The following is a 22,923-nucleotide window of genomic DNA, read 5'->3' on the forward strand; positions in this document are numbered from 1 at the left end:
TTTTATATGCCGCAGTTCTTTATCGACCGCCCGGTGTTTGCCTGGGTAGTCGCACTGTTCATCCTGTTGGCCGGTGCGCTGGCCATCCCGCAATTGCCAGTGGCGCAATACCCCGACGTCGCGCCGCCACAGATCGAAATCTACGCCGTGTACCCCGGCGCGTCGGCGCAGACCGTCGATGAAAGCGTGGTCAGCCTGATCGAGGAAGAGCTCAACGGCGCCGATCACCTGTTGTACTTCGAATCGCAAAGCAGCCTGGGCAGCGCCACGATTAAGGCGACTTTCCAACCGGGAACCAACCCGGAACTGGCGCAGGTCGATGTGCAAAACCGCCTCAAGGTGGTCGAATCGCGCTTGCCGCAAGCGGTGAACCAGCAAGGTTTGCAGGTGGAGAAAGTCTCATCTGGTTTCCTGTTGCTGATCACCCTGACGTCCAGCGACGGCAAGCTCGATGACGTAGCGCTCAGCGATTATCTGGCGCGCAACGTGATGAACGAAATCAAGCGCCTGGAGGGTGTTGGCAAAGCGCAGTTGTATGGTGCCGAACGGGCCATGCGCATCTGGATCGATCCGCAGAAGCTCATCGGTTTCAACCTGACCCCGGCAGACGTCAACGCCGCCATCGTCGCGCAGAACGCCCAGGTGTCGGCGGGCAGCATCGGCGATCTGCCTGCGCCGTCGACGCAGGAAATCACCGCGACGATTCTGGTCAAAGGCCAATTGTCGACGCCGCAGGAATTCGCCGACATCGTGCTCAAGGCCAACCCGGACGGTTCCACCGTTCGTATTGGAGATGTGGCGCGGGTCGAGATCGGCAGTCAGGAATATCAATTCGGCACTCGCCTCAATGGCAAGCCGTCCACCGCCGTTGGCGTGCAGTTGTCGCCGGGCGCCAACGCACTGAACACCGCGACGCTGGTGCGGGCGAAGATGGATGAGCTGGCGCGTTACTTTCCGCCTGGCGTGGAATACAAGATTCCATACGACACCTCGCCATTCGTGAAGGTCTCGATCACCAAGGTGGTCTATACCCTCGGCGAAGCGATGTTGCTGGTGTTTGCGGTGATGTTCCTGTTCCTGCAAAACGTGCGTTACACACTGATCCCGACACTGGTGGTGCCGGTGGCGCTGATGGGCACGTTCGCGACCATGCTGGCGCTGGGTTTCTCGATCAACGTGCTGACCATGTTCGGCATGGTGCTGGCCATCGGTATTCTGGTGGACGATGCCATTGTCGTGGTGGAGAACGTCGAACGGATCATGGCCACCGAGGGCTTGTCGCCCAAGGAAGCGACACGCAAGGCGATGACGCAGATTACCGGCGCCATCATCGGCATCACCCTGGTGCTGGTGGCGGTGTTCATACCGATGGCGTTCATGCAGGGTTCGGTCGGGGTCATTTACCAGCAGTTCTCGTTGTCGATGGCAACGTCGATTCTGTTTTCGGCGTTCCTCGCACTGACCTTGACCCCGGCGCTGTGCGCAACGCTGCTCAAGCCAATTGCCAAAGGCGAGCATCATGAGAAAAGCGGCTTCTTCGGCTGGTTCAACCGCCGCTTCGAGCAATTGACCAACCGCTATCAGGGTTGGGTCGGTTATGCGCTGAAACGTACCGGACGGTATCTGCTGATCTACGTCGTGTTGCTGGTTGGCCTGGGTATTTGCTTCATGCGTCTGCCCTCCTCGTTTTTGCCGGTGGAAGATCAGGGCTACACGATCACTGACATTCAACTGCCACCCGGCGCCACCAAGAACCGTACGGTGCAAGTGGCCGAACAGCTTGAAGCACATAACGCTGGCGAGCCAGGCATCAGTGACAGTGTGGTGATTCTGGGTTTCAGCTTCTCCGGTAGTGGGCAAAACGCGGCATTGGCGTTCTCCACGCTGAAGGATTGGTCGCAACGCGGTAGCGACGACTCGGCCAGCTCGATTGCCGACCGCGCCAACATCGCCTTGAGCCAGATCAAGGACGCCATGGCGTTTTCCGTGCTGCCGCCCCCCGTGGATGGCCTCGGTACGTCCAGCGGTTTCGAGTTCCGTTTGCAGGATCGCGGCGGACTCGGCCACGCAACACTGATGCAGGCGCGTACCGAGTTGCTGGCAGCCGCCGAGAAAAGCCCGGTGCTGATGAACGTTCGTGAAAGCGCGCTGGCCGAAGCACCGCAGGTGCAACTGGAAGTGGACCGCAAGCAGGCCAATGCCTTGGGCGTGTCGTTCGCCGACATCGGCAATGTGCTGTCCACCGCTGTGGGTTCGGCGTACATCAACGACTTCCCCAATCAGGGGCGCATGCAGCGGGTTGTGGTGCAGGCTGAAGGCGATCAACGCAGTCAGGTCGATGACTTGCTGAAAATGCACGTGCGCAACAACGCCGGAAAAATGGTGCCGCTGTCGGCATTCGTGCAGGCCAACTGGATTCAGGGCCCGGCGCAACTGACCCGGTACAACGGCTACCCGGCGATTGCGATTTCCGGCGAACCTTCGCCCGGTCACAGCACGGGCGAAGCCATGGCCGAAGTTGAACGCCTTGTTGCGCAAGGGCCGAAAGGTCTGGGGCAAGAATGGACGGGCCTGTCGTTGCAGGAGCGCTTGTCCGGTAGTCAGGCACCGATTCTGCTCGGGCTGTCGCTGCTGATCGTGTTCCTGTGTCTGGCAGCGCTGTATGAGAGCTGGTCGATTCCGACTTCGGTGTTGCTAGTGGTGCCTTTGGGGGTGCTCGGCGCGGTACTGGCGGTGACGCTGCGCGGGATGCCCAACGACGTGTTCTTCAAGGTCGGCCTTATCACCATCATCGGTCTCTCGGCGAAGAACGCGATCCTGATCATCGAGTTCGCCAAGAGCCTGTACGACGAAGGCCACGACTTGATCGACGCGACATTGCAGGCCGCACGCCTGCGTCTGCGCCCGATCGTGATGACGTCGCTGGCGTTCATCCTCGGCGTAGTACCGCTGGCGATTGCCACTGGCGCCAGCTCGGCGAGCCAGCAAGCCATCGGCACCGGAGTGATCGGCGGGATGATCACGGCAACCTTGGCGGTGATCTTCGTCCCGGTGTTCTTCGTCGTCGTGATGAAACTCGTAAAAAGATTCACCAAACCCCACTGACCCTGTACGAGCTGCCGCAGGTTGCAATCTGATCGTTCCCACGCTCTGCGTGGGAACGCCGCTGGGGATGCTCTGCGCCCCAGGGCCAAAAGGTCGCAGCCTGCGCCAGCTCCTACAAAAGCCCGGTGGCGTGCGCTATGGTGCAGGCATCGATCACTGATGTGAGCCTCCATGCGCTTTCTCGCCCGCACCCACCCTCGCCTCTCTGCCGCCGCCCTGCTTGGTCTCGCCACAGGTCTTCTGGCCCCCGCCGACTCCATCGTCAGCAAAATCCTGATCGGCTGGAACGCGGGCGTCTGGACGTACCTGATCCTGATGTTCTGGCTCACCGCCCGCGCCAAGGCACCGGACGTCAAACGCATTGCCGAAGTCGAAGATGAAAACGCCGGGCTGGTTTTGTTCGTGGTGTGCATTGCGGCACTGGCGAGCCTCGCCACCATCACCTTCGAACTGGCCGGCAGCAAGGATCTGGAAACCACCCGCAAGCTCATGCACTACGGTTTCACCGCATTGACCGTCATCGGCTCATGGTTGCTGATCGGGGTAATTTTCTGCGTGCATTACGCAAGGTTGTATTACACCTGGGACGGCAAGGAACCGGCATTGCGCTTTGCGGAGGGTCTGACAACGCCTAACTACTGGGACTTTCTGTACTTTTCGTTCACCATCGGCGTGGCCGTGCAGACGGCTGATGTCGGCGTTGCGATACGGGACATGCGCAAGATCGTGCTGGCGCAATCGTTGATCGGTTTTGTGTTCAATACGGCGATTCTGGGGTTTTCAATCAACATCGCGGCGGGTTTGTTTGGCTGACAGTCACCACGACCAACCAGCCAGCCGCGCAAGTCCGGCGCCGTTTGGATGCCCCTGACATACAGCTGCGGTATCAGCGCTCCTGAAATGCACGAATGCACATCCTCATACCCTGAAGATTTAAATCCAATATTAGCCTTTATATGAATGACGATGGGACCGTCAGTACATCTGGTTATAAAGTTACGTGTAAATGCTTTGCTCGCCATACAAGACAGCCATCGACGCTAAAACCTCCAACACATATTCCACACCTTGTATAGCTGCTATATCTGACAGTGTACAAAAGCAGGGCATTGGTCTTATATGAAACATCCAAGCAACTCACATCGAAAGATGCGGCCTGGACTTCCCTGTCACAAATATGGAGAGTTTAATCATGAGCAATACCGCCTTGAATGCTTGCGCCTCGACTCTGGAGGAAACCTTCAGCGCTAACTTGGAGGATGGAAAAAACTTTGTCGCAACGCTTACTGAGCTCAGGAGTTCGTCAACCCCGGGTCGGGGCGACATCTGGGTTGTCATCGCCACTGACCGAAGAGACGACAGTGCAAAAACATTCACCATCTCCTTCTCGAAAGACATTGAAAGTAATATCGGCAAAATCACCGACGGTGATGATGAGGTTTCGCTTTTCTACAATAACTATGAAGATATTGACAATCCAACCCTTCAACAAGCTAGAACAGGTACGATCCAATATGCACTGGATCTTAAAGAAATGACGTTGAAGGGCTCATTCAACGCCGACATAGACAAATCTGATGGCTCCGGACAGTACCAGTGTAGAGCTCACTTCAATACGATACTCAGTCGTTCCAGCCCAGCGCTTGTTCGATAAAGTAAAAAAGGGCCTCGGTATTTGACCCAGGCCCTTTTACATCTAATTACACGACAGAGTTGACTACCATTTGAGTTGCACACCTAAAGTGGCACCCATTGGCATTTCAATATTTTTACCACTCATATACTCAATTTCCGCGTGCGCCTGCCAGCGTTCCGAAAGATTAATCGCGATGCCCGCCCCGACCTCAGCCCTTGAGCCAGAGAGGTTATTATTGAACACATTATTGTTGACTTCGACTTTGTTGTTCGATGAAAACTCATGGGCGAATGCTCCGCGAACATAAGGTTGTAACTTCGTCCCACCCTTCAACTGCACATCACGCCCAGCGGTCACCCCGACCTTGCCAAGCAAAGAGCGGGTGAGATCACCTTCAGCCTGCAATCCATTGTCCAGCTTGTAATCTTTACCTTGAATACCTACGGCGGACCATTGAGTAAAAGGTTCAATGAAATAACCTTCTTCCAGTTTGATATGTCGACCCACTTCCACAGAACCACCGATCCCCGTGTTGTCGTAATCGCCTTTGGATCGATTGCCGTCAGTCATACCGACCTTGGCATCGTTCTGGAACCGATTGAGTTTAAGCACGCTGTCAACATAGTAGCCACTTACGTCATCCATCCACGTCAGATATGTGCCCACGTAGTAACTTTTAATCGTGCCGGACGTGCCACGATGCAGATTCAGATCTGATGAACTATGGCCAGCCATCACACCCAATAGCCATTGCCCGTCACCCAGATGCAGAGGAGCATCGGCACCGAGCGTAAAACCTTGCTGGGTTTGTCGATATCCATCACCAAAAGCATCGTTGACGTTGTACTTGTTGCCATAAGCTCTGAGCCACACGCCTGATTTGTCCGGATTGAATCGAAGTTCGCCCATACGACTGCGCAACGACGTCAATTCGCCGTACCAAACAGTGGGAGCCGTATTGAACAGTGCCGTCACTGCACGTGTGGAAGGACTTATCGTGCGAGTCTCAGGGTCAAGAAACCAGTCGTTGCCGGTTCCGCCCTGTTTCAGTCCATAGGAATATGCCCCAAGATCGACTTGGCCCTCAGCATTGGCCAACGAAAATCGGGCATCTCCGCTTTCGGTGTGGACAACCTGAATTGGCTCGCCGCTGGCTGGTTCGGTGCCGGTGCTGGCAATCAGCAATTGATGGTCACCGGTGGCCGTACCGGTGACATTCAGAAAATCTGTCTGGTTTGTCGTGAAGTTGGTTCCCATCTCAAACAAACCGCTGCCGGACAGATTTTGAACGTTCAACTGGAAGTATTCGTTATCAGCCCCCAGTTTCACCGTGCCACCGCTCAACACCAAGTCACCAACCTGGCTGGTACCTGTCAGGTTCCATCTGGAGGTGGCATCAATGCCAACTGTGGCAACATTACTCATTACACCACTCAATTGCGAACCTTGCTGAAGCGAGATAGTTGCTGTGCTGCCGGTACCTGCGCTCACATCTCCAATGAGCGAAGCCTGGGTAAAGCTCAATGTTGCGCGACTGTTGTCCGACACTTGGAGATTGCCTGTCAGATCACTGCGTTCGACGTTAAACACAGCGTCGCCCGAGCCCCTCACGTCCAAAATTGTTCCATTGCTACTGGTCAGTGTTGATCCATTGAGTATATCAATTCGAGAAACCGGCACCGCATTACCAGCATTGTCAACAACGATGGCAGAGCCGTTTTTGCCTTCGACACTCGATTGATCCAGTCGCAATTGACTGGCCGTTAATTCCGTCCCCTCCAGGCCCAATGTCACGCCGCTTTGCGCGCCGACAATGTGTGAGCCGTTTACCGCGGACGCAGTCCCGCTGAGCAAAGTGAGGCCATTGCTGCCCGCCCCCGTGCCCTCCAGCGTCGAATTGTCTAACTCAAGCGTGCTGAAAGCCGTTACGCGCGCACCGCCGGTTACACCAGTGACATTGCTATCCGATAGCGCTGCACTCGACCCCGTAGTTGAGCCAACCAAATGCGCCACCTGCAAACCTAACCGATTACCACTGATGGTACTGCCACTGATAGACGCAGTGCTGTTGGTCAGTTCAAGACCCGCGCGTGCGTTGCCTCCCACGACGGTAGTGTTGACGAGATTGACTGTCGACCCCTGGTTAACAGAGATCTGTTGGGTCTGCGCACCATCAGCGTTCAACGTTGATTGAAACGCGGTGATAGCGAGTGTTTGAGCTCCATCGACATTCAAAGTGGCGTTTTGAGAAAGCGTCCAGCCCTCCACGTTGGAGCCATTCGTAATCGTTTGGGTGCCGCCCACCAATGTTCCGGCGTTAGCGGTCTGAGACATCAACAATGAAAAAAGACATACCGAGGACCCATCCGCCCACCTTCTCGCCATCATCGTTCGGGAGAGATTTTTTTTGTCCACATAATAGAGTTTTCCGCTTTTTTCGCTCTTGGAGAAACGAGGAAGTGAAATGGGTGAGCGACCATATGTCGCTCATTAACGCCGGCACACTACAACTAAGCGTAACCCTGGTATGTAGGAATAATCCGAGACTCAACAGGGAAGTCTTACCTACTGCAATGGGAAAAATACCGGGAGAGCGTGCTCCCCCGGTAAATGCTCAGTCAGATTTAATTGGTTGCCGTTCCTTCACAGTAGTTTCCGCTATCGTTCAGCAAGGAAACCTCATTAAAGAAGTCCAACGACGGTGTCGGCACACCAGAAATGGTGACCTCATACCAGATCTTGATATATCCATTCGGAAGACCGGAGCTGTTTGGCGGTTGAATGGGCTTCAACTTCGTCAAATATGGCTGGATAGTTTCTATAAACACACCACCTGTTTCAGCGCCGGTAATAGTGTAAGACTTGCTGAACTCTGTACCTGGAATTACTCTGAGGCCTTGTGAGTCCACAGTGCCTACCGATTTTAATGTTACGGACGTGCCTGTCGGCATATGAGTCGGATCAATCGGAACTGTCACTGGCAACTCATAAGCGGGGCGAGTCAAGTACCGGCATGATACCAACAAGTTATACAATCGAACTGATGGCGGGGGCAGCGTAACCCGAACATTGTCAATAATCACCTCAGTATCAGGTGACTTCATTACATTGCGTCCACCCGTTTCTTCAATCGTCCAGTAAGCGATTTTTGTACCTGGGCCCGCTGCGTCAATAACATCAGGAAGCATCGAAAAGGTTATTGGTGTTGTTGAACCGGCAGTCAGCAACTGGGTATCTACAGCATTGCCATTGAACCAGAGTTTTGCAGTTTCGTCCCCTAGTGGCACCCATACTACGGGAGCAGTAATCATTGGTGTGCTGATGTCCGCATTTTTACCTCGGTCATCCGCAGTAATATGATTAGGTGTTTTAGAATCCCCTAGAACGGTGACCTTCGTCATATTTGGGTTTTCCCTACTAGGGAAGACCGGATTGACAGGGCCTCGGTAGGTAAAGTCCAGAGCGGAATCCGTATCGACTGAGTCAATCAACGGTTCAAGGCCACGTGAAAACTTGTAATTGGCGGTAATCGGAACTTCCGCTGTAGCGTTGCCCCAAAGCGCCAACAATCTACTGGTAGTAATCTGGAACTGAAGTGTTCTTGGCGCTGTGCCCAAGGGTTGAGTGCCCAGTGAGATCGGCAATGTACCATTGGTGACCGATGTGGTAATGCGGTCATTCTCATTACCATTGGTGGTATACGGCACATTCACAAAAAACAGGACCTTCAATATCTTCAAGGTCGATGACGTCCGGCGAAATGCCCTTGGGAATTACACAAGGAATCAAAGAAGGGGGCGGAAGGCGCCGAACATTAAACGATCCGGAAAGAGCGGGAGCACTTTCATTACCCACTACATCGCGCAATACGTACCAGATAAAGTAAAGTGAATCGAGTTTTGGAAGTTGGGCTTGTGGAATATTCACAGTGGCCGAGGTCAGCGGCTGACTATGGACAGCTGTACCCGCCCCATAATTTGTGTCGATATAGACAAAAATATGATCATCAGAGCGATAATTCTCATAGCTAATATTGACACTCAAAGAAAGTTGCGAGTTATTCTTTAGCCACTCATCATCAATCAATCTGGGCGCTGGCAAGTTCAAGAAGGTAAATGCCTCCGGCTTGTACTTAGTACCGGAAGCTTTATCCTCTTCAGGCGCAGTGCGATCAATCTCCGCCGTCACCCACCCGGTATCGTCCGGATTGCCATCTATACCTCTGAAATGCGTAAACTGAAATTGATAAGTTGTCGAAATCTTCGTCACATCATCATCAACAAGCCCTGCTGTAGGTACCGGGATGTCTAAAAATTCAGGGCGAGTGGCTATAGGCCCAAAAGCATCAGAGTCAACTATCGTTTCAGTCCCGGACGGTCCTTTGCGCTGCCAAAGTTCCCATTCATCGTTATCATGAGGAAGCGTAATTGTTTTAGTGTCGAATCTGACAATCATCGGTCCTGGGTCTAGAATCGATTTTGGAATCAGATTGTCTACAATCTGCCCCACAATGACGGGTGGATCAGCGAGAATACCTACGTTAACGGTGGACGTACGCAACGCCAAACGAGAATTCGCTGACACTTCTTGGGCTGTTAGTTTCTTTCCTTTACCGATTTTCTCTTGGATAGTCATCTTTTTTCTCCGAATAAAACATCCAAGCCAAATCAATCCCGGCATGTTACGAAGTTTGACGAAACGGCATAAAAAGTACGTCAACACTCTCACCGGGCGACTGGCTACCTGTTTATGAAACACAACGGCACCGCAAAACGCAGGAAAACTTCAAACTTCTTCATATCCCAACGGGAATCCACCGCAGGGAATGGGTTCACCATTGGTAGTTCGATCTATCTTCACATATTCTTTAAAAGACCTTGCAAACGGCACACCATTTCTAACTATCGTGTATTGCGCCGCCCCCGAGTGCTTGTTAAACATCGGCCTTACATAGGGCTCAAAAGGTATCTCAAAGAAAAACCCATCTCTCGCGTCCGTTAAACTCAATGTTTTGGTTAACCGAAACAACTGGGTTAGCGGGGGCGGTTCGATGTTGAGATTCGGGAAGCCCTGCCACTCAAGGACAAACTCGTCAAACTCTCGAAAAACGAGTTCCGCCGAAATTTTTAATCTGATGCACTCCCAAACAGGCGGACTGTCTGGATATTCAGGAGTACATCCAATATATCCCGATATATTTGCGTCCGGAAAGCCGGGCGCCTTAAGAGTTGGTGCCAAAGCGTGATCAATTGTCAGCTTCTTTATAGGAGAAGGATCATCGTTCCCATCATAGCCTTCAAGGATATAATAGATAAAAGCGACCCCATCCTCCCTCATTTGTTGGGGCGTCAATGGAAAAGTAAACTCTGGCTGGTCATCTACTTCGGTGTATGTCTCGGTATATATTTCCTTCTCAACATTGTTCTGTTTCCAGAAGATATGAAGGATCGAAAACCGTCCGGGTCGATCAGGGAAACGATCCCACCTGGGAACTCTGATGATCGTCCCATTAATCAGTTGCTCCAAAGGTACACGGCCTTCCGAATCGCTCTCGCTTACACCGTCAATTTTCAAACCTGCAGCGGTGACGTGTTCATTAGGCTCTGGCATCGCGGATTCTCGCTCTGTGAGGTGGTCTCAGCGCATATTCTTGTTGAATGACGCTTTCAGATATTGAGCGCCGATTCACTCCAACTGCCTACTGTCATATCTGACAGGTAATGCGACCGTCTGTCGGGAGTTAGAGGGAATTCTGCGCGAGAGTGGGTTGACGGGAGTGAGGTTTATCGTGTCTTCTGAAACCCGTTTCAGGCGTTTCCTACAAAAATAAGGTCAATCCCTTGAACGATTTCTCTGCCGCCCAACGCAGCCGCGTCACCATGCTAGATGTCGCCGAACGCGCCGGTGTTTCCAAGGCCAGCGTGTCGCGCTTCATCGGCGATGACCGCGCCCTGCTCTCCGACGCCATTGCCTTGCGCATCGAGCAAGCGATCAGCGCACTCGGCTATCGCCCGAACCAGATGGCCCGTGGCCTTAAACGCGGTCGCACTCGCCTGATCGGCATGCTGGTGGCCGATATCCGTAACCCTTATTCGATTGCCGTGATGCACGGGGTGGAAACCGCCTGCCGTGCGCACGGCTACAGCCTGGTGGTGTGCAACACCGACCGCGATGACGAACAGGAACGCCAGCACCTGGCGCTGCTGCGTTCGTACAACATCGAAGGGCTGATCGTTAACACCCTCGGCCATCACCGTGACGAACTGCATGAACTGCATCGCGAAATGCCGCTGGTGTTGGTGGACCGCAAAGTCGACGGACTCGACAGCGACATGGTCGGGCTGAACAACCCGCAGGCAGTGGAGATGGCCCTCGCCCATCTTGAACAGCGCGGTTATCGCGATGTGTTGCTGGTGACCGAGCCCTATGACGGGACCAGTTCGCGGATCGAGCGGGTCAGCAGTTTTCAGGCACAGATTGCGCAGCGCTCCGGGTTGACTGGCGCGGTACTGGAGACCGGCGATGAGCTGGCGACTGGTCTGCAGAATTTTCTAAACAAACCTGCAAATGGGCCAAAGGCACTGTTCTGCGCCAATGGCGTGGCAGCGCTGACCAGCACTCGCGCATTGCGTGAGATCGGCTGTCGGCTGTTCGAGGATGTCGGGCTGATTGCCTTGGATGATCTGGATTGGTATCCGTTGGTGGGCAGCGGGATTACCGCGCTTGCCCAGCCGACGGAGGCGATTGGTGCGCGGGCGTTTGAGTGTTTGCTCAAGCGCTTGCGTGGGGATGCTGGCGAGGCGCGGGTGCTGGATTTTGCGCCTGTGTTGGTTGAACGCGGTTCGACCCTCGGGAATTTGCGGTGAATTGGCCGGCCCTCTTCGCGAGCAAGCTCGCGAGGGCCGAAAGAAAAGCACATCACTCACTGAAATTTTTTTGAACAAAAATGAAACCGGTTTCAGAGGTAAAAAAACAATGAATAAACCTGCCGTTTCCATCAGCCTGTCCAGCTACGGCGCCGAGCTTGTGCGTCAACGCGGGCAAGACTTTTTTATTGACGTGCTAGCCGCCGCCGGTGCCGATCGCATCGAGTGGCGCGAGGAATTGCTGACCCGTGAAGTGCCCGCGCAATTGAGTGCCGCCACCGCCGCGCTTGGATTGCAAAGCATCTATTCCTCACCGACCGAACTGTGGCTCGCCGGCCAGGCACAACCCAATCCCGAGTTGATCACCGCCCTGCAGCACGCCGAGGCGTTCGGTTCGAAGTGGCTCAAAGTCTCCCTCGGCTACTTCACCGACAACTGTGATCTGTCAGTCCTCAAGCAACGGCTCAATAACAGCCCGGTGCAATTGCTGGTGGAGAACGACCAGACCCTGCACGGCGGGCGGATCGAACCTTTTCAGCGTTTCTTCACCGCCGTCGAACAGCACAACCTGCCAATCAAGATGACGTTCGATATCGGGAACTGGCAGTGGCAAGACCAGTCCGCCACCAGCGCTGCACGCCTGCTCGGTCGCCACGTCGGCTACGTGCACTGCAAAGCCGTGGCCCGGCGTGCCGACGGCAAACTGGTTGCGGTGCCACCTGCTGTCAGCGATTTGCATCTGTGGGAACAACTCTTGCGGCACATGGCCCAAGGCGTTATGCGCGCGGCCGAGTATCCGTTGCAGGGTGATGATCTGGTCGAGTTGACCACAGCACACGTCGCCGCCCTCGCCCGTCTCGGCCAATCGCGTCTGGAGCCTGCCCATGTCTGAGATCGATATTCTGTCGTTTGGCGAAACCATGGCGATGCTGGTGGCCGAGCAATGCGGTGATCTGGCGACGGTCGAGCACTTTCATAAACGCATTGCCGGCGCCGACAGCAACGTTGCGATCGGCCTTTCGCGGCTCGGCTTCAATGTGGCCTGGCTGAGCCGGGTGGGTGCCGATTCGCTGGGTCGCTTCGTGGTCGAGACACTGGCCAAAGAAGGTCTCGATTGCAGCCATGTCGATGTCGACACCGCGCACCCCACCGGTTTCCAGTTCAAGTCGCGCACCGACGATGGCAGTGATCCACAAGTCGAATATTTCCGTCGCGGCTCGGCGGCCAGTCATCTGTCACCACGCTCAATCACCGAAAGCCTGCTGAGCGCCCGGCATCTTCATGCCACGGGCATTCCGCCAGCGCTGTCGGCGTCAGCGCGGGAAATGTCGTTCGAGCTGATGAGCCGCATGCGCAATGCCGGGCGCAGCGTGTCGTTCGACCCCAATCTGCGCCCGAGCCTGTGGGCCAGCGAACGCGAAATGATTACTGAGATCAACCGCCTCGCCGCCCTCGCCCATTGGGTGTTGCCGGGGTTGAGCGAAGGTCGCTTGCTCACCGGTTTTGAAGATCCGGCGGACATTGCCGCGTTTTATCTCGATCAAGGCGCCGAAGCGGTGGCGATCAAACTTGGCCCACAGGGTGCCTATTACCGCACGCATCTGGATCAGGGCTTTGTCGCCGGGGTGCCAGTGGCCCATGTCGTCGACACGGTGGGTGCCGGTGACGGCTTTGCGGTGGGGATGATCAGTGCCCTGCTCGAACACCAGAGTTTTGCCGAGGCGGTGCAGCGTGCGAACTGGATTGGCAGTCGGGCGGTGCAGAGTCGCGGGGATATGGAGGGGTTGCCCACCCGCCTGGAGTTATCGGTTGAATTTGAGTCTGCCTTCGCGAGCAGGCTCGCTCCCACGTTTGAAATGCATTCCCTTGTGGGAGCGAGCCTGCTCGCGAAGAGGCCAGCCTAGTCAGCGAAAAATTTGAACCTGCTGCGACAAAAACAACAAGCTCAGGAGCAACACCATGAAAACCGCAACCCTCGCCGCCCGCCGCTGGTGGTACATCATGCCGATCGTGTTTATCACCTACAGCCTGGCGTATCTCGATCGCGCCAATTACGGCTTCGCCGCCGCCTCCGGCATGGCCGAAGATTTGATGATCACCCCGGGCCTGTCTTCATTGCTCGGTGCGCTGTTCTTCCTCGGCTACTTTTTCTTCCAGGTGCCGGGGGCGATCTACGCGCAAAAGCACAGCGTGAAGAAACTGATTTTTGTCAGCCTGATCCTCTGGGGCGGGCTCGCCACGTTGACCGGCGTGGTCTCCAACGCCTATTGGCTGATCGTTATCCGCTTCATGCTCGGCGTGGTCGAAGCCGCCGTGATGCCGGCGATGCTGGTCTATCTGTGCCACTGGTTCACCCGTGCCGAACGCTCGCGGGCCAACACCTTCCTGATCCTCGGTAATCCGGTGACGATGCTGTGGATGTCGGTGGTCTCGGGCTATCTGGTGCAGCATTTCAGCTGGCGCTGGATGTTCATCATCGAAGGTCTGCCGGCGGTGCTCTGGGCGTTTATCTGGTGGCGTCTGGCCGATGATCGTCCAGCCCAGGCCAAGTGGCTAAACGACCAGGAAAAGCAGGATCTCGAAAGCGCTCTGGCCGCCGAACAGGTCGGGATCAAAGCGGTGAAGAACTACGCCGAAGCGTTTCGCTCGCCGAAGGTGATCATTCTGGCGTTGCAGTTCTTTTGCTGGAGCATTGGCGTTTACGGCTTTGTGCTGTGGCTGCCGTCGATCCTCAAGGCCGGCGCGCAGATGGACATGATCGAGGCCGGCTGGCTGTCGGCGCTGCCGTATCTGGCGGCGGTGATTGGCATGCTCGTCGTGTCGTGGGGCTCGGACAAACTGCAAAAACGCAAACGCTTCGTCTGGCCACCGCTGCTGATTGCCTCGATTGCTTTCTACGGCTCCTACGCACTGGGCGCGGAGCATTTCTGGTGGTCGTACACGTTGCTGGTGATTGCCGGTGCCTGCATGTACGCGCCCTACGGGCCGTTCTTCGCGATCGTTCCGGAGATTCTCCCGGCCAACGTCGCCGGTGGTGCGATGGCGCTGATCAACAGCATGGGCGCACTCGGTTCGTTCGGCGGTTCATATCTGGTGGGTTACCTGAACAGCTCCACCGGTTCGCCCGGTTCCTCCTACCTGCTGATGAGCGGCGCGTTGCTGCTGTCGGTGGTGCTGACGATTTTCCTCAAGCCCGGCGCCAGTGATCGCGTCGTCGCCAAAGCCGTTGCCACGCGCCCCGTGCCGGCTCATTCCTGAAGAGATTTTTACGATGAAAAAACAGGTCGTGCTGTACAAGAAACTCTCGCCCGCGCTGATGGCGCGCCTGCAAGCGCAGTTTGACGTGACGCTGATTGAAAGCCTCGACGCCCAAGGCCTGATGCAACTGCGCGATGCCCTGCCCCGCGCCCACGGTTTGCTCGGTGCCAGTTTGAAACTCGACGCCGCGTTGCTGGATCTGGCGCCGCAACTGGAGGCCATTGCCAGCGTGTCAGTGGGCGTCGACAACTACGACATCGACTACCTGACCCACCGCAAGATCCTGCTGACCAACACCCCCGACGTACTCACCGAAACCACGGCCGACACCGGTTTCGCGCTGATCCTCGCCGCCGCCCGGCGTGTGGTGGAACTGGCCAACATGGTGCGCAGCGGCCAGTGGCACCGCAACATCGGCCCGGCGCATTTCGGCACCGATGTGCATGGCAAGACGCTAGGGATTATCGGCATGGGCCGGATTGGCGAGGCGTTGGCGCAGCGCGGGCATTTCGGCTTCGGCATGCCGGTGATTTACCACAGCCAGTCGCGCAAACCGGCGGTCGAAGATCGATTTGATGCGCAATATCGAAGCCTTGAAGAGCTGTTGCAGCAGGCCGATTTCATTTGCCTGACCTTGCCACTGACGGCACAGACTGAAGGCCTGATCGGCGCCGAGCAGTTTGCGTTGATGCGCCCGGAAAGCATCTTCATCAACATCTCGCGGGGCAAGGTGGTGGACGAGGCGGCGATGATCGATGCGCTGCGTCACAACCGGATTCGCGCGGCAGGGCTGGATGTGTTCGAGCGTGAGCCGTTGAATCATGACTCGCCGTTGTTGCAGCTCAACAATGTGGTGGCGACGCCGCATATGGGGTCGGCGACGCATGAAACGCGCGAGGCGATGGCGCGGTGTGCGGTGGAGAATCTGCTGGCGGCTTTGGCTGGGGAGAAGCCTTTGAATCTGGTGAACCGGGATGCCTGGCTGGGTTGAGATCTCCTGTGCCTAATGGGCCTCATCGCTGGCAAGCCAGCGATGGGGCCTGTGCGGGCCGTTCAAGATTGTCAGGCACTGCGCGCCTGCAACAGCTGCGCCGCACACAACGCAATCCGCGCACAGGCATCTGCCAGTTTCACCCGATCCACCACCAACCCGATGCGAATATGCCCCGCTGCACTCGGCCCGAACGCTTCACCGGCCAGCACCGAAACGCCATAACCTTCCAGCAATCGTTCGGCAAACGCCTGGGCACCGAGCCCGGTCTGGCGCACATCGACCATCACGAACATCCCGCCATCCGGGCGGATCGGCTGCAACCCCGGGCAACCGCGCAAGCGCTCGCACACCAGATCCCGCCGTAGGCGATATTCCTCGCGCATCTGCGTCACTTCCGGCAAATCGCTTTCCAGCGCCACCTGCGCCGCTTTCTGCACAAAGTCCGGCAGCCCGAACAACATGCTCAATGACAGATTGACCAGATGCTCGGCCAAGGATTTTGGCCCGATCATCCAGCCGATACGCCAGCCGGTCATCGCATGGGATTTCGACAGGCTGTTGATCGTTGCCGTCCGCTCGGCCATGCCCGGCAGACTCGCCGGGCTGATGTGCTCGCCTTCATAAAGCAGCTCGCTATAGACCTCGTCGCTGATCAGCCACAAGTCGTGGTGAATGCACAACGCCGCCAGTTCCTGCCAGATCAGCAGCGACAGGCTCGCGCCGCAGGGATTGTTCGGACTGTTGAGCAGCATGGCGCGGGTTTTCGGGGTGATGCGTGCGGCGACATCCGTGGGATCGACACGAAAGCCGTTTTCCGGACGCACCGGCACTGGCACCACGGTCGCACCGCAAGCGCCGAACACGCCTTCGTAGGTGACGTACATCGGCTCGGCGACGATCACTTCATCGCCCGGATCCAGCAGGCATTGCGCCACTGAATACACCGCGCATTGTGCGCCGGGCATGACAATCACATGGTCGGCGTCGACCACCTGGCCACTGCGTCGGCGATGTCGAGCGGCAATCAACTGGCGCAGGGCCAAGCGACCGCGCACGTCGGAATAATGTGTATCGCCCGCCAGCAGGCTGTCGATGGCGCCGTGGACAATCGGCAGCGGTGTGTCGAAATCAGGATCACCGACGCTCAGCAGCAGAATATCGACACCCTCGGCGCGTAACTCCAGCGCTCGGTCATGAATCTGCCAGGCCGCTGCTCCCTCGCCGGCGATTCGTTGGGTCAAGGCTGAATAGCGCATGTACGTCTCCTGATTGCGCAGTCTCCAGCCTTCACCCTATCTCAAATCACGAAACGCGCCACCATGGCATTCAAGTCGACCGCCAGACGCGACAGTTCGTGGGTTGCTGCGCTGGTCTGGTTGGCGCCTGCTGCCGATTGCGTGGCCAGATCGCGAATGTTCACCAGGTTGCGGTCAACCTCGCGCGACACCTGCGCCTGCTCTTCGGAAGCGCTGGCGATGACCAGGTTGCGTTCGTTGATCTGGTGGATCGACTGGGTGATCTGCTCCAGTGCCACGCCAGCGGCGCGGGCCATTTCCAGGGTGGACTGGGTGCGTTGATTGCTTTGCTGCATTGAGGAAACCGCTTCACCGGTGCCGTTCTGGATGCCGGCGACCATCTTCTCAATCTCTTGAGTCGACTGCGCGGTGCGATGGGCCAGTGCCCGCACCTCATCAGCCACCACGGCAAAACCACGTCCGGCCTCACCGGCACGGGCCGCTTCAATGGCGGCGTTGAGCGCCAGCAGGTTGGTCTGTTCGGCGATGGCGCGGATAACGTCGAGCACCTTACCGATGTCACGACCTTGCGTGGCAAGACCTTCGATCATTTGCGCGGTGTTCTGCACGTCGTGGGTCATGGTCTGGATCGCGTCGACGGTTTTCACCACTTGATCGCGGCCTTCACGGGCGGCGTGGGTCGACTGATTGGAGGCTTCGGAGGTCGACACGGCGTTACGCGCCACTTCTTCCACGGCAGCGGTCATCTCGTTGACGGCAGTGGCGGCTTGTTCGATTTCATTGTTCTGCTGTTGCAGGCCACGGGACGCTTCTTCTGTCACCGCGCTGAGCTCTTCGGCGGCGGCGCCCAGTTGCGTGGCGGAACCGGCGATCTGCTCAATGGTTTTGCGCAGGTTGGTTTGCATCGCCGCGAGGGCTTCGAGCAGGCGCGCCGGCTCGTCCTTGCCGTCGACTTCGATGAGTTTGGTCAGGTTGCCGTCGGCAATGGTCCGCGCAGCCTCGACGGCGCGGTTCAGCGGCGTGACGATGCTGCGAGTCAGCAAGAGCGCCAGCAACACGGTGGCCAGCGCAGCAACCACGGCGACGATGACGATACCGGTGATGGCGCTGTCGTAATGTTCGCCAGCCTTATTGGAAGCAGTTTTTGCATCGGCAGCGTTGATCGCGATGAGCTTGTTGAGTTGCTCACCCATCTGGTCGGTGCCGTCCTTGATCCGCGTGTTGATCAGGGTACGCATCTCGTCAACTTTGTCCTGACGCGACAGCTCCAGCATCTGGTTTTGCGCTTGCAGGTAGTTGTCCAGCGTCGTCGCGAACGTCTGGTAAATCGCGCGTTCTTCCGGGCCGGCCGGCAGCGCGGCGTACTTGGCCTGGCCGCTGCGAACCTTGTCCACCAGAACGCCGATGCGGGTTTGTGCTTCTTGCAGGGCGGCCGGGTCGCGGTTCACCAGAACCCGGAACGACAGGATGCGCAGACGCAGGACGTTTTCCGTGACGATGGCAAGCTGGGTCACGCTGGGTAACTGCGTCGAGTCCATCTCGACTGACGCCTGACGGATGATCGTCATGCGGTTCACGGCGAACACGCCAAGCACGACTACCAGCAGGGCAATAAAGGCAAAACCGAGGAAGGCACGGGGCGCGATATTCAGGTTACGCAAGGACATAGTTGGACTCTCGGAAGATAGAAACTACGAGCGTCCATGCCGTGATCACTGACCCGTGGGGGGCGGGCTTCAGTCCGGCGTCACTGTTTTTGGGATTCTTGTGCGCGCCTATTGGCTGTATCGGCCAGGCTTTAGGAAGGTTGCGTGTAAAGAGCAAATATTTTTCTGTGTGTTACACCATTGAAACACCGCGCGCACGCCCCGTGCAGGAGGTTGGTCAGGGTTTGGTGGAGAGTCGCCAGACTCGAGCGATGTCACACGCTCGCTCGCGCAGCAGAAGCGGCGCTTGCGCGCAAGCCTGCTCCAGCGTCATCGGCCCGCTGGTCACGGCGAACGCGGCATCAATGCCATGAGCGTACAGCTCCTGATAACCCTCGCCCAATGTCCCCGCGATGACAATCACCGGGACGTTGTGTTGTTTGGCAATCCGCGCCACGCCGAACGGGGTTTTGCCGCGCAACGTCTGCGCGTCGAACCGTCCTTCGCCGGTAATCACCAGATCCGCGCCTTTGATCGCCTCGGCCAACCCGACCAACTCGGCGACCACCTCGACCCCGGCCTGAAACTGCGCACCGAGAAATGCCTTGGCGGCAAAACCCAAGCCACCCGCCGCACCGCTGCCGGGCTCGTCGCGAACATCTTTACCCAAGGCTTGCGCGCTCAGCTCGGCGAAATGCCCCAACGCTTGATCAAGTTGCTGCACTTGTGTCGGCGATGCACCTTTCTGCGGACCAAAAATCGCCGAGGCACCGTGTGGGCCGCACAACGGGTTGTTAACGTCGGCGGCGATATCGAAACGCACCTGAGCCAGACGCAGGTCCAGTTCGCTCAAGTCCAGATGTGCCAATTGCGCCAGCGCCAGACCGCCGGGCACCAACGCCTGACCTTGTGCGTCCAGCAACTTCACCCCCAACGCCTGCATGGCTCCGGCGCCCCCATCATTGGTGGCACTGCCGCCGATCGCCAGAATTACCCGTTGTGCCCCGGCATCCAGCGCTGCGCGAATCAGTTCGCCGGTGCCGAAGGTGCTGCTGATGCACGCATCGCGCTGCCCCGGCGGCACCAATTGCAAGCCGCTGGCCTCAGCCATTTCAATGATCGCGGTGTGGTTATGCGGCAACCAGCCCCAAGCGGCGTCAACCGCTGAACCCAACGGGCCACGCACGCGGGTGCGGCGCAACTCGCCTTCGCACGCGGCGAGAATCGATTCGACCGTGCCTTCGCCGCCGTCAGCCATCGGGCATTTGATGAGTGTGGACTGCGGCCAGACTTGCGCCAGGCCCAGAGCAATGGCCTCGGCGACGCCTTGGGCACTCAGGCTGTCCTTGAACGAATCGGGGGCGATGACGATCTTCATGCGAATTCTCCAGTTCCAATGCTCATCATGCTGCCAGTCGGTCTGCGCATTGACGCCGGTCCGCTGCACAATGGGCGCAGGCGTTTATTGTTCATTTCTACAAAAGCCCTGGAGTGGATGCTGAATGTCCCGGCGCCATCGCTGGCAAGCCAGCGATGGCGTCTTCAAAAACACCTCATGCAGAGGGATCAGTCTGCGGCAGCAATTGCACCCCAAGATACAGCGCCAACATCCCTTCCAGCCTCAACGGATCCACCCCACTGATCTCGGCAATCCTTTCCATCCGATAGCGCAGGCTATTGCGATGAATCCCCAGTGCATCGGCACACGCCTGACTTTGCCCATCGTGATCGCACCAACTGCGCAACGTCGCCAGCAACTGGCCGTTGCTGTCCTTGGCGATCACCTTGCGCAGAGGCTTGAGCAGTTCATCGAGCGCATCGTCGTTGCGATGCCGCCAGAGCATCACCGGCAAGCGATAGCGATTGAGGGTCAACAGACGTGAATGCGGCAATACCTCGCGGCCATAGGCAAGCAGATCGCCCACCCGGCGATAACAACGACGCAACCCGCTCAACCCGTCCGCCTGCCCACCCACGGCAATGCGCAGGACGTTCCAGCCCAGGCCGTCGAGCTTCTCCAGCAAGCGATCATGCTCGACGTTGTGGCTCGCCGGCCGACACCACAGCAGCGACGACTTTGCCGAGCTCACGCACCAACTGTCCGGATAGCGTGACATCAGCCAGGCACTCAGCGCCTCGACGGTTTGCCCCGGGCCATGTTCCGGCCCCAATTCGAGCAAATACGGGATCCGCGTCAATTGCGGTTTGAGACCGAGTTGCTGCGCTTCATCGACCAGCCGTGGTGAATCTCCCGCCTCGCTTAACAGCAGCGCCAGCAGATCATCACAACGTTGACGCCGCCATTGCTGCTCGGCCTGCTGATTGCGTTGACCTACCAACATTTCCGCCGTCATGCGCACCAGTTCGGCATAGGTGCGCAGTTGTTCCGGTTCACCGGTGATACCGAGCACGCCGATCAGACGCTGATCGAGCAGCAACGGCAGGTTGATCCCCGGCTGCACGCCTTTCAAATGCTGGGCTGTCGGCGCGTCGATTTCGACCACCCGACCGTTGGCCAATACCAGTTGCGCGCCTTCATGTCGGGTGTTGATCCGCTCCGGTTCGCCGCTGCCGAGGATCAGCCCCTGGCTGTCCATGACGTTGACGTTGTACGGCAAAATAGCCATGGCCCGGTCGACGATGTCCTGCGCGAGGTCGTGATCGAGTTCGAACATGGTGGGCAAGATCCTTAAAAACGGGGCGGACGGTTGTTCACGCGCACAGGGCTTGGCGGCAAACCCTGTGCTCAGGCACAAAGACAATCCGGCCAAAGGTGGCCGAGACTCTCAGGGCGATCAACGTTACCCTTTGCATCGCAAAAAATCATAATAAAGAGAGAGCCGCTATGTCGCAGAGCGCCGCAGCTACCCAGACCATCGATGACGGTAAAAACGCCGTTTATAAACGCATCACCCTGCGTTTAATCCCCTTCATCTTCATCTGCTATCTGTTCAACTACCTCGACCGGGTAAACGTTGGATTTGCCAAACTGCAGATGCTCGACGCGCTGAAATTCAGCGAAACCGTCTACGGCCTCGGTGCCGGTATTTTTTTCATCGGCTACGTGCTGTGCGGCGTACCGAGCAATCTGGCGCTGACCAAATTCGGTCCGCGGCGCTGGATCGCGCTGATGATGATCACTTGGGGCACGCTGTCGACCTGCCTGTTGTTCGTCACCACCCCCACCGAGTTCTACACCCTGCGCCTGTTCACCGGTGCTGCCGAAGCCGGGTTCTTCCCGGGCGTTGTGCTGTATCTCTCGCAGTGGTTCCCGACGTTCCGCCGTGGCCGGATCATGGCGTTGTTCATGTCGGCGATCCCGGTGTCCGGTTTGCTCGGCAGCCCGTTTTCCGGCTGGATTCTCAACCATTTCGCGGCGGGCCAGGGCGGTTTGGCCGGTTGGCAGTGGATGTTCCTGCTGCAAGGCATTCCGACCGTGATACTGGGTGCGCTGGCGTATTTCCTGCTGAGCGACAGCTTCGCCAACGCCAAATGGCTGACCCCACACGAGCGCGCCGTGCTCGAAGCGGATCAGGCCGAAGACTTGGCGAACAAGCCAAAAACCACATCTGATTCACTGCTGGCGGTATTCAAGAATCCGGCGATCTGGGCGTTTGGCCTGATCTACTTTTGCATCCAGAGCGGCGTGTACGCGATCAACTTCTGGCTGCCGTCGATCATCAAGAACCTCGGTTTCAGCGATAACCTGGTCATCGGCTGGTTGAGTGCGATTCCTTACCTGCTGGCGGCAGTGTTCATGCTGGTGGTCGGGCGTTCGGCAGACCTGCGCCAAGAACGTCGCTGGCATCTGGTGGTGCCGATGCTGATGGGTGCGATTGGTCTGGTGATTGCGGTGAACTTTGCGGCCAACCCGGCGATTGCGATTCTCGGTTTGACCATTGCGACCATGGGCGCCCTCACCGGCCTGCCGATGTTCTGGCCGGTGCCGACGGCGATGCTCAGTGCAGGCGCAGCAGCGGGTGGTCTGGCGTTGATCAACTCGATGGGGCAGATGGCCGGGTTCCTCAGCCCGTATCTGGTGGGTTGGGTCAAGGACAGCACCGGGTCGACCGATGCGGCGTTGTATCTGCTGGCGGGAGTGATTGTCGGCGGGAGTCTGCTGGCGTTACGGATGACGCGGACGTTGCGGGTTTGATTTAGA

At 57.3% G+C, this 22,923-nt stretch carries 17 protein-coding genes; 9 read left to right on the plus strand and 8 right to left on the minus strand.

The window, feature by feature from the left end; genetic code table 11:
- Nucleotides 1–6 precede the first annotated feature (6 nt).
- The 3 genes from ACA074_RS14800 (at nucleotide 7) to ACA074_RS14810 (ending at nucleotide 4,759) form a co-directional block, all read left to right on the plus strand.
- Nucleotides 7–3,105, plus strand: coding sequence for a multidrug efflux RND transporter permease subunit (locus ACA074_RS14800; protein WP_497677233.1), 3,099 nt, complete (start codon nucleotides 7–9; stop codon nucleotides 3,103–3,105).
- A 171-nt stretch (nucleotides 3,106–3,276) separates the two neighbouring features.
- On the plus strand, nucleotides 3,277–3,918 hold the full coding sequence (locus ACA074_RS14805) for a DUF1345 domain-containing protein (protein ID WP_497677234.1): 642 nt from the start codon (nucleotides 3,277–3,279) through the stop codon (nucleotides 3,916–3,918).
- Between the two features lie 379 nt (nucleotides 3,919–4,297).
- Nucleotides 4,298–4,759 carry a hypothetical protein gene (locus ACA074_RS14810; protein WP_497677235.1) on the plus strand — a complete coding sequence of 154 codons (462 nt, stop codon included), beginning with the start codon at nucleotides 4,298–4,300 and terminating at the stop codon, nucleotides 4,757–4,759.
- Nucleotides 4,760–4,822: 63 nt separating this feature from the next.
- On the opposite strand, the gene ACA074_RS14815 is transcribed toward ACA074_RS14810, so the two are convergent.
- The 4 genes from ACA074_RS14815 to ACA074_RS14830 all read right to left on the minus strand — a co-directional run bounded on the left by ACA074_RS14815 (nucleotide 4,823) and on the right by ACA074_RS14830 (nucleotide 10,351).
- A complete protein-coding gene (locus tag ACA074_RS14815) occupies nucleotides 4,823–7,156 on the minus strand; it encodes an autotransporter outer membrane beta-barrel domain-containing protein (RefSeq protein ID WP_497677236.1) in 2,334 nt (777 codons plus the stop codon).
- 209 nt (nucleotides 7,157–7,365) lie between these two features.
- Nucleotides 7,366–8,481 carry a hypothetical protein gene (locus ACA074_RS14820; RefSeq protein ID WP_497677237.1) on the minus strand — a complete coding sequence of 372 codons (1,116 nt, stop codon included), beginning with the start codon at nucleotides 8,479–8,481 and terminating at the stop codon, nucleotides 7,366–7,368.
- A complete protein-coding gene (locus ACA074_RS14825; RefSeq protein ID WP_497677238.1) occupies nucleotides 8,426–9,376 on the minus strand; it encodes a hypothetical protein in 951 nt (316 codons plus the stop codon). Before ACA074_RS14825 ends, ACA074_RS14820 begins: the two co-directional genes overlap by 56 nt.
- Before the next feature lie 150 nt (nucleotides 9,377–9,526).
- Nucleotides 9,527–10,351, minus strand: a complete 825-nt coding sequence (locus ACA074_RS14830; protein WP_489879534.1) for a hypothetical protein — start codon at nucleotides 10,349–10,351, stop codon at nucleotides 9,527–9,529.
- Nucleotides 10,352–10,581: 230 nt separating this feature from the next.
- On the opposite strand from ACA074_RS14830, the gene ACA074_RS14835 reads away from it, so the two are divergent.
- The 5 genes from ACA074_RS14835 (at nucleotide 10,582) to ACA074_RS14855 (ending at nucleotide 15,856) form a co-directional block, all read left to right on the plus strand.
- The gene (locus ACA074_RS14835) at nucleotides 10,582–11,607 is read left to right on the plus strand and encodes a LacI family DNA-binding transcriptional regulator (protein WP_401263928.1); all 1,026 of its coding nucleotides are present in this window, start codon (nucleotides 10,582–10,584) and stop codon (nucleotides 11,605–11,607) included.
- A gap of 109 nt (nucleotides 11,608–11,716) precedes the next feature.
- Nucleotides 11,717–12,499 carry a sugar phosphate isomerase/epimerase family protein gene (locus tag ACA074_RS14840; RefSeq protein WP_497677239.1) on the plus strand — a complete coding sequence of 261 codons (783 nt, stop codon included), beginning with the start codon at nucleotides 11,717–11,719 and terminating at the stop codon, nucleotides 12,497–12,499.
- A complete protein-coding gene (locus tag ACA074_RS14845) occupies nucleotides 12,492–13,511 on the plus strand; it encodes a sugar kinase (protein WP_497677240.1) in 1,020 nt (339 codons plus the stop codon). Before ACA074_RS14840 ends, ACA074_RS14845 begins: the two co-directional genes overlap by 8 nt.
- A 55-nt stretch (nucleotides 13,512–13,566) precedes the next feature.
- Complete coding sequence (locus tag ACA074_RS14850; RefSeq protein ID WP_497677241.1) at nucleotides 13,567–14,865, plus strand: MFS transporter; 1,299 nt, start codon at nucleotides 13,567–13,569, stop codon at nucleotides 14,863–14,865.
- A 13-nt stretch (nucleotides 14,866–14,878) separates the two neighbouring features.
- Nucleotides 14,879–15,856, plus strand: coding sequence for a 2-hydroxyacid dehydrogenase (locus ACA074_RS14855; RefSeq protein ID WP_497677242.1), 978 nt, complete (start codon nucleotides 14,879–14,881; stop codon nucleotides 15,854–15,856).
- A 71-nt stretch (nucleotides 15,857–15,927) separates the two neighbouring features.
- Here ACA074_RS14855 and ACA074_RS14860 read toward each other — a convergent pair whose 3' ends face one another.
- From ACA074_RS14860 to ACA074_RS14875, 4 genes are all read right to left on the minus strand, one after another.
- Nucleotides 15,928–17,115, minus strand: coding sequence for a pyridoxal phosphate-dependent aminotransferase (locus tag ACA074_RS14860; protein WP_401263919.1), 1,188 nt, complete (start codon nucleotides 17,113–17,115; stop codon nucleotides 15,928–15,930).
- A gap of 41 nt (nucleotides 17,116–17,156) precedes the next feature.
- Nucleotides 17,157–18,782 carry a methyl-accepting chemotaxis protein gene (locus tag ACA074_RS14865; protein ID WP_187679895.1) on the minus strand — a complete coding sequence of 542 codons (1,626 nt, stop codon included), beginning with the start codon at nucleotides 18,780–18,782 and terminating at the stop codon, nucleotides 17,157–17,159.
- Between the two features lie 217 nt (nucleotides 18,783–18,999).
- Entirely contained in the window at nucleotides 19,000–20,139 is a 1,140-nt protein-coding gene (locus ACA074_RS14870) for a glycerate kinase (RefSeq protein ID WP_401263917.1), read from the minus strand.
- A 175-nt stretch (nucleotides 20,140–20,314) separates the two neighbouring features.
- The gene (locus tag ACA074_RS14875; RefSeq protein WP_497614138.1) at nucleotides 20,315–21,436 is read right to left on the minus strand and encodes a sugar diacid recognition domain-containing protein; all 1,122 of its coding nucleotides are present in this window, start codon (nucleotides 21,434–21,436) and stop codon (nucleotides 20,315–20,317) included.
- Nucleotides 21,437–21,606: 170 nt separating this feature from the next.
- On the opposite strand from ACA074_RS14875, the gene ACA074_RS14880 reads away from it, so the two are divergent.
- Complete coding sequence (locus ACA074_RS14880) at nucleotides 21,607–22,917, plus strand: MFS transporter (protein WP_401263913.1); 1,311 nt, start codon at nucleotides 21,607–21,609, stop codon at nucleotides 22,915–22,917.
- Nucleotides 22,918–22,923 lie beyond the last annotated feature (6 nt).

Source organism: Pseudomonas sp. LBUM1655, assembly GCF_059716085.1.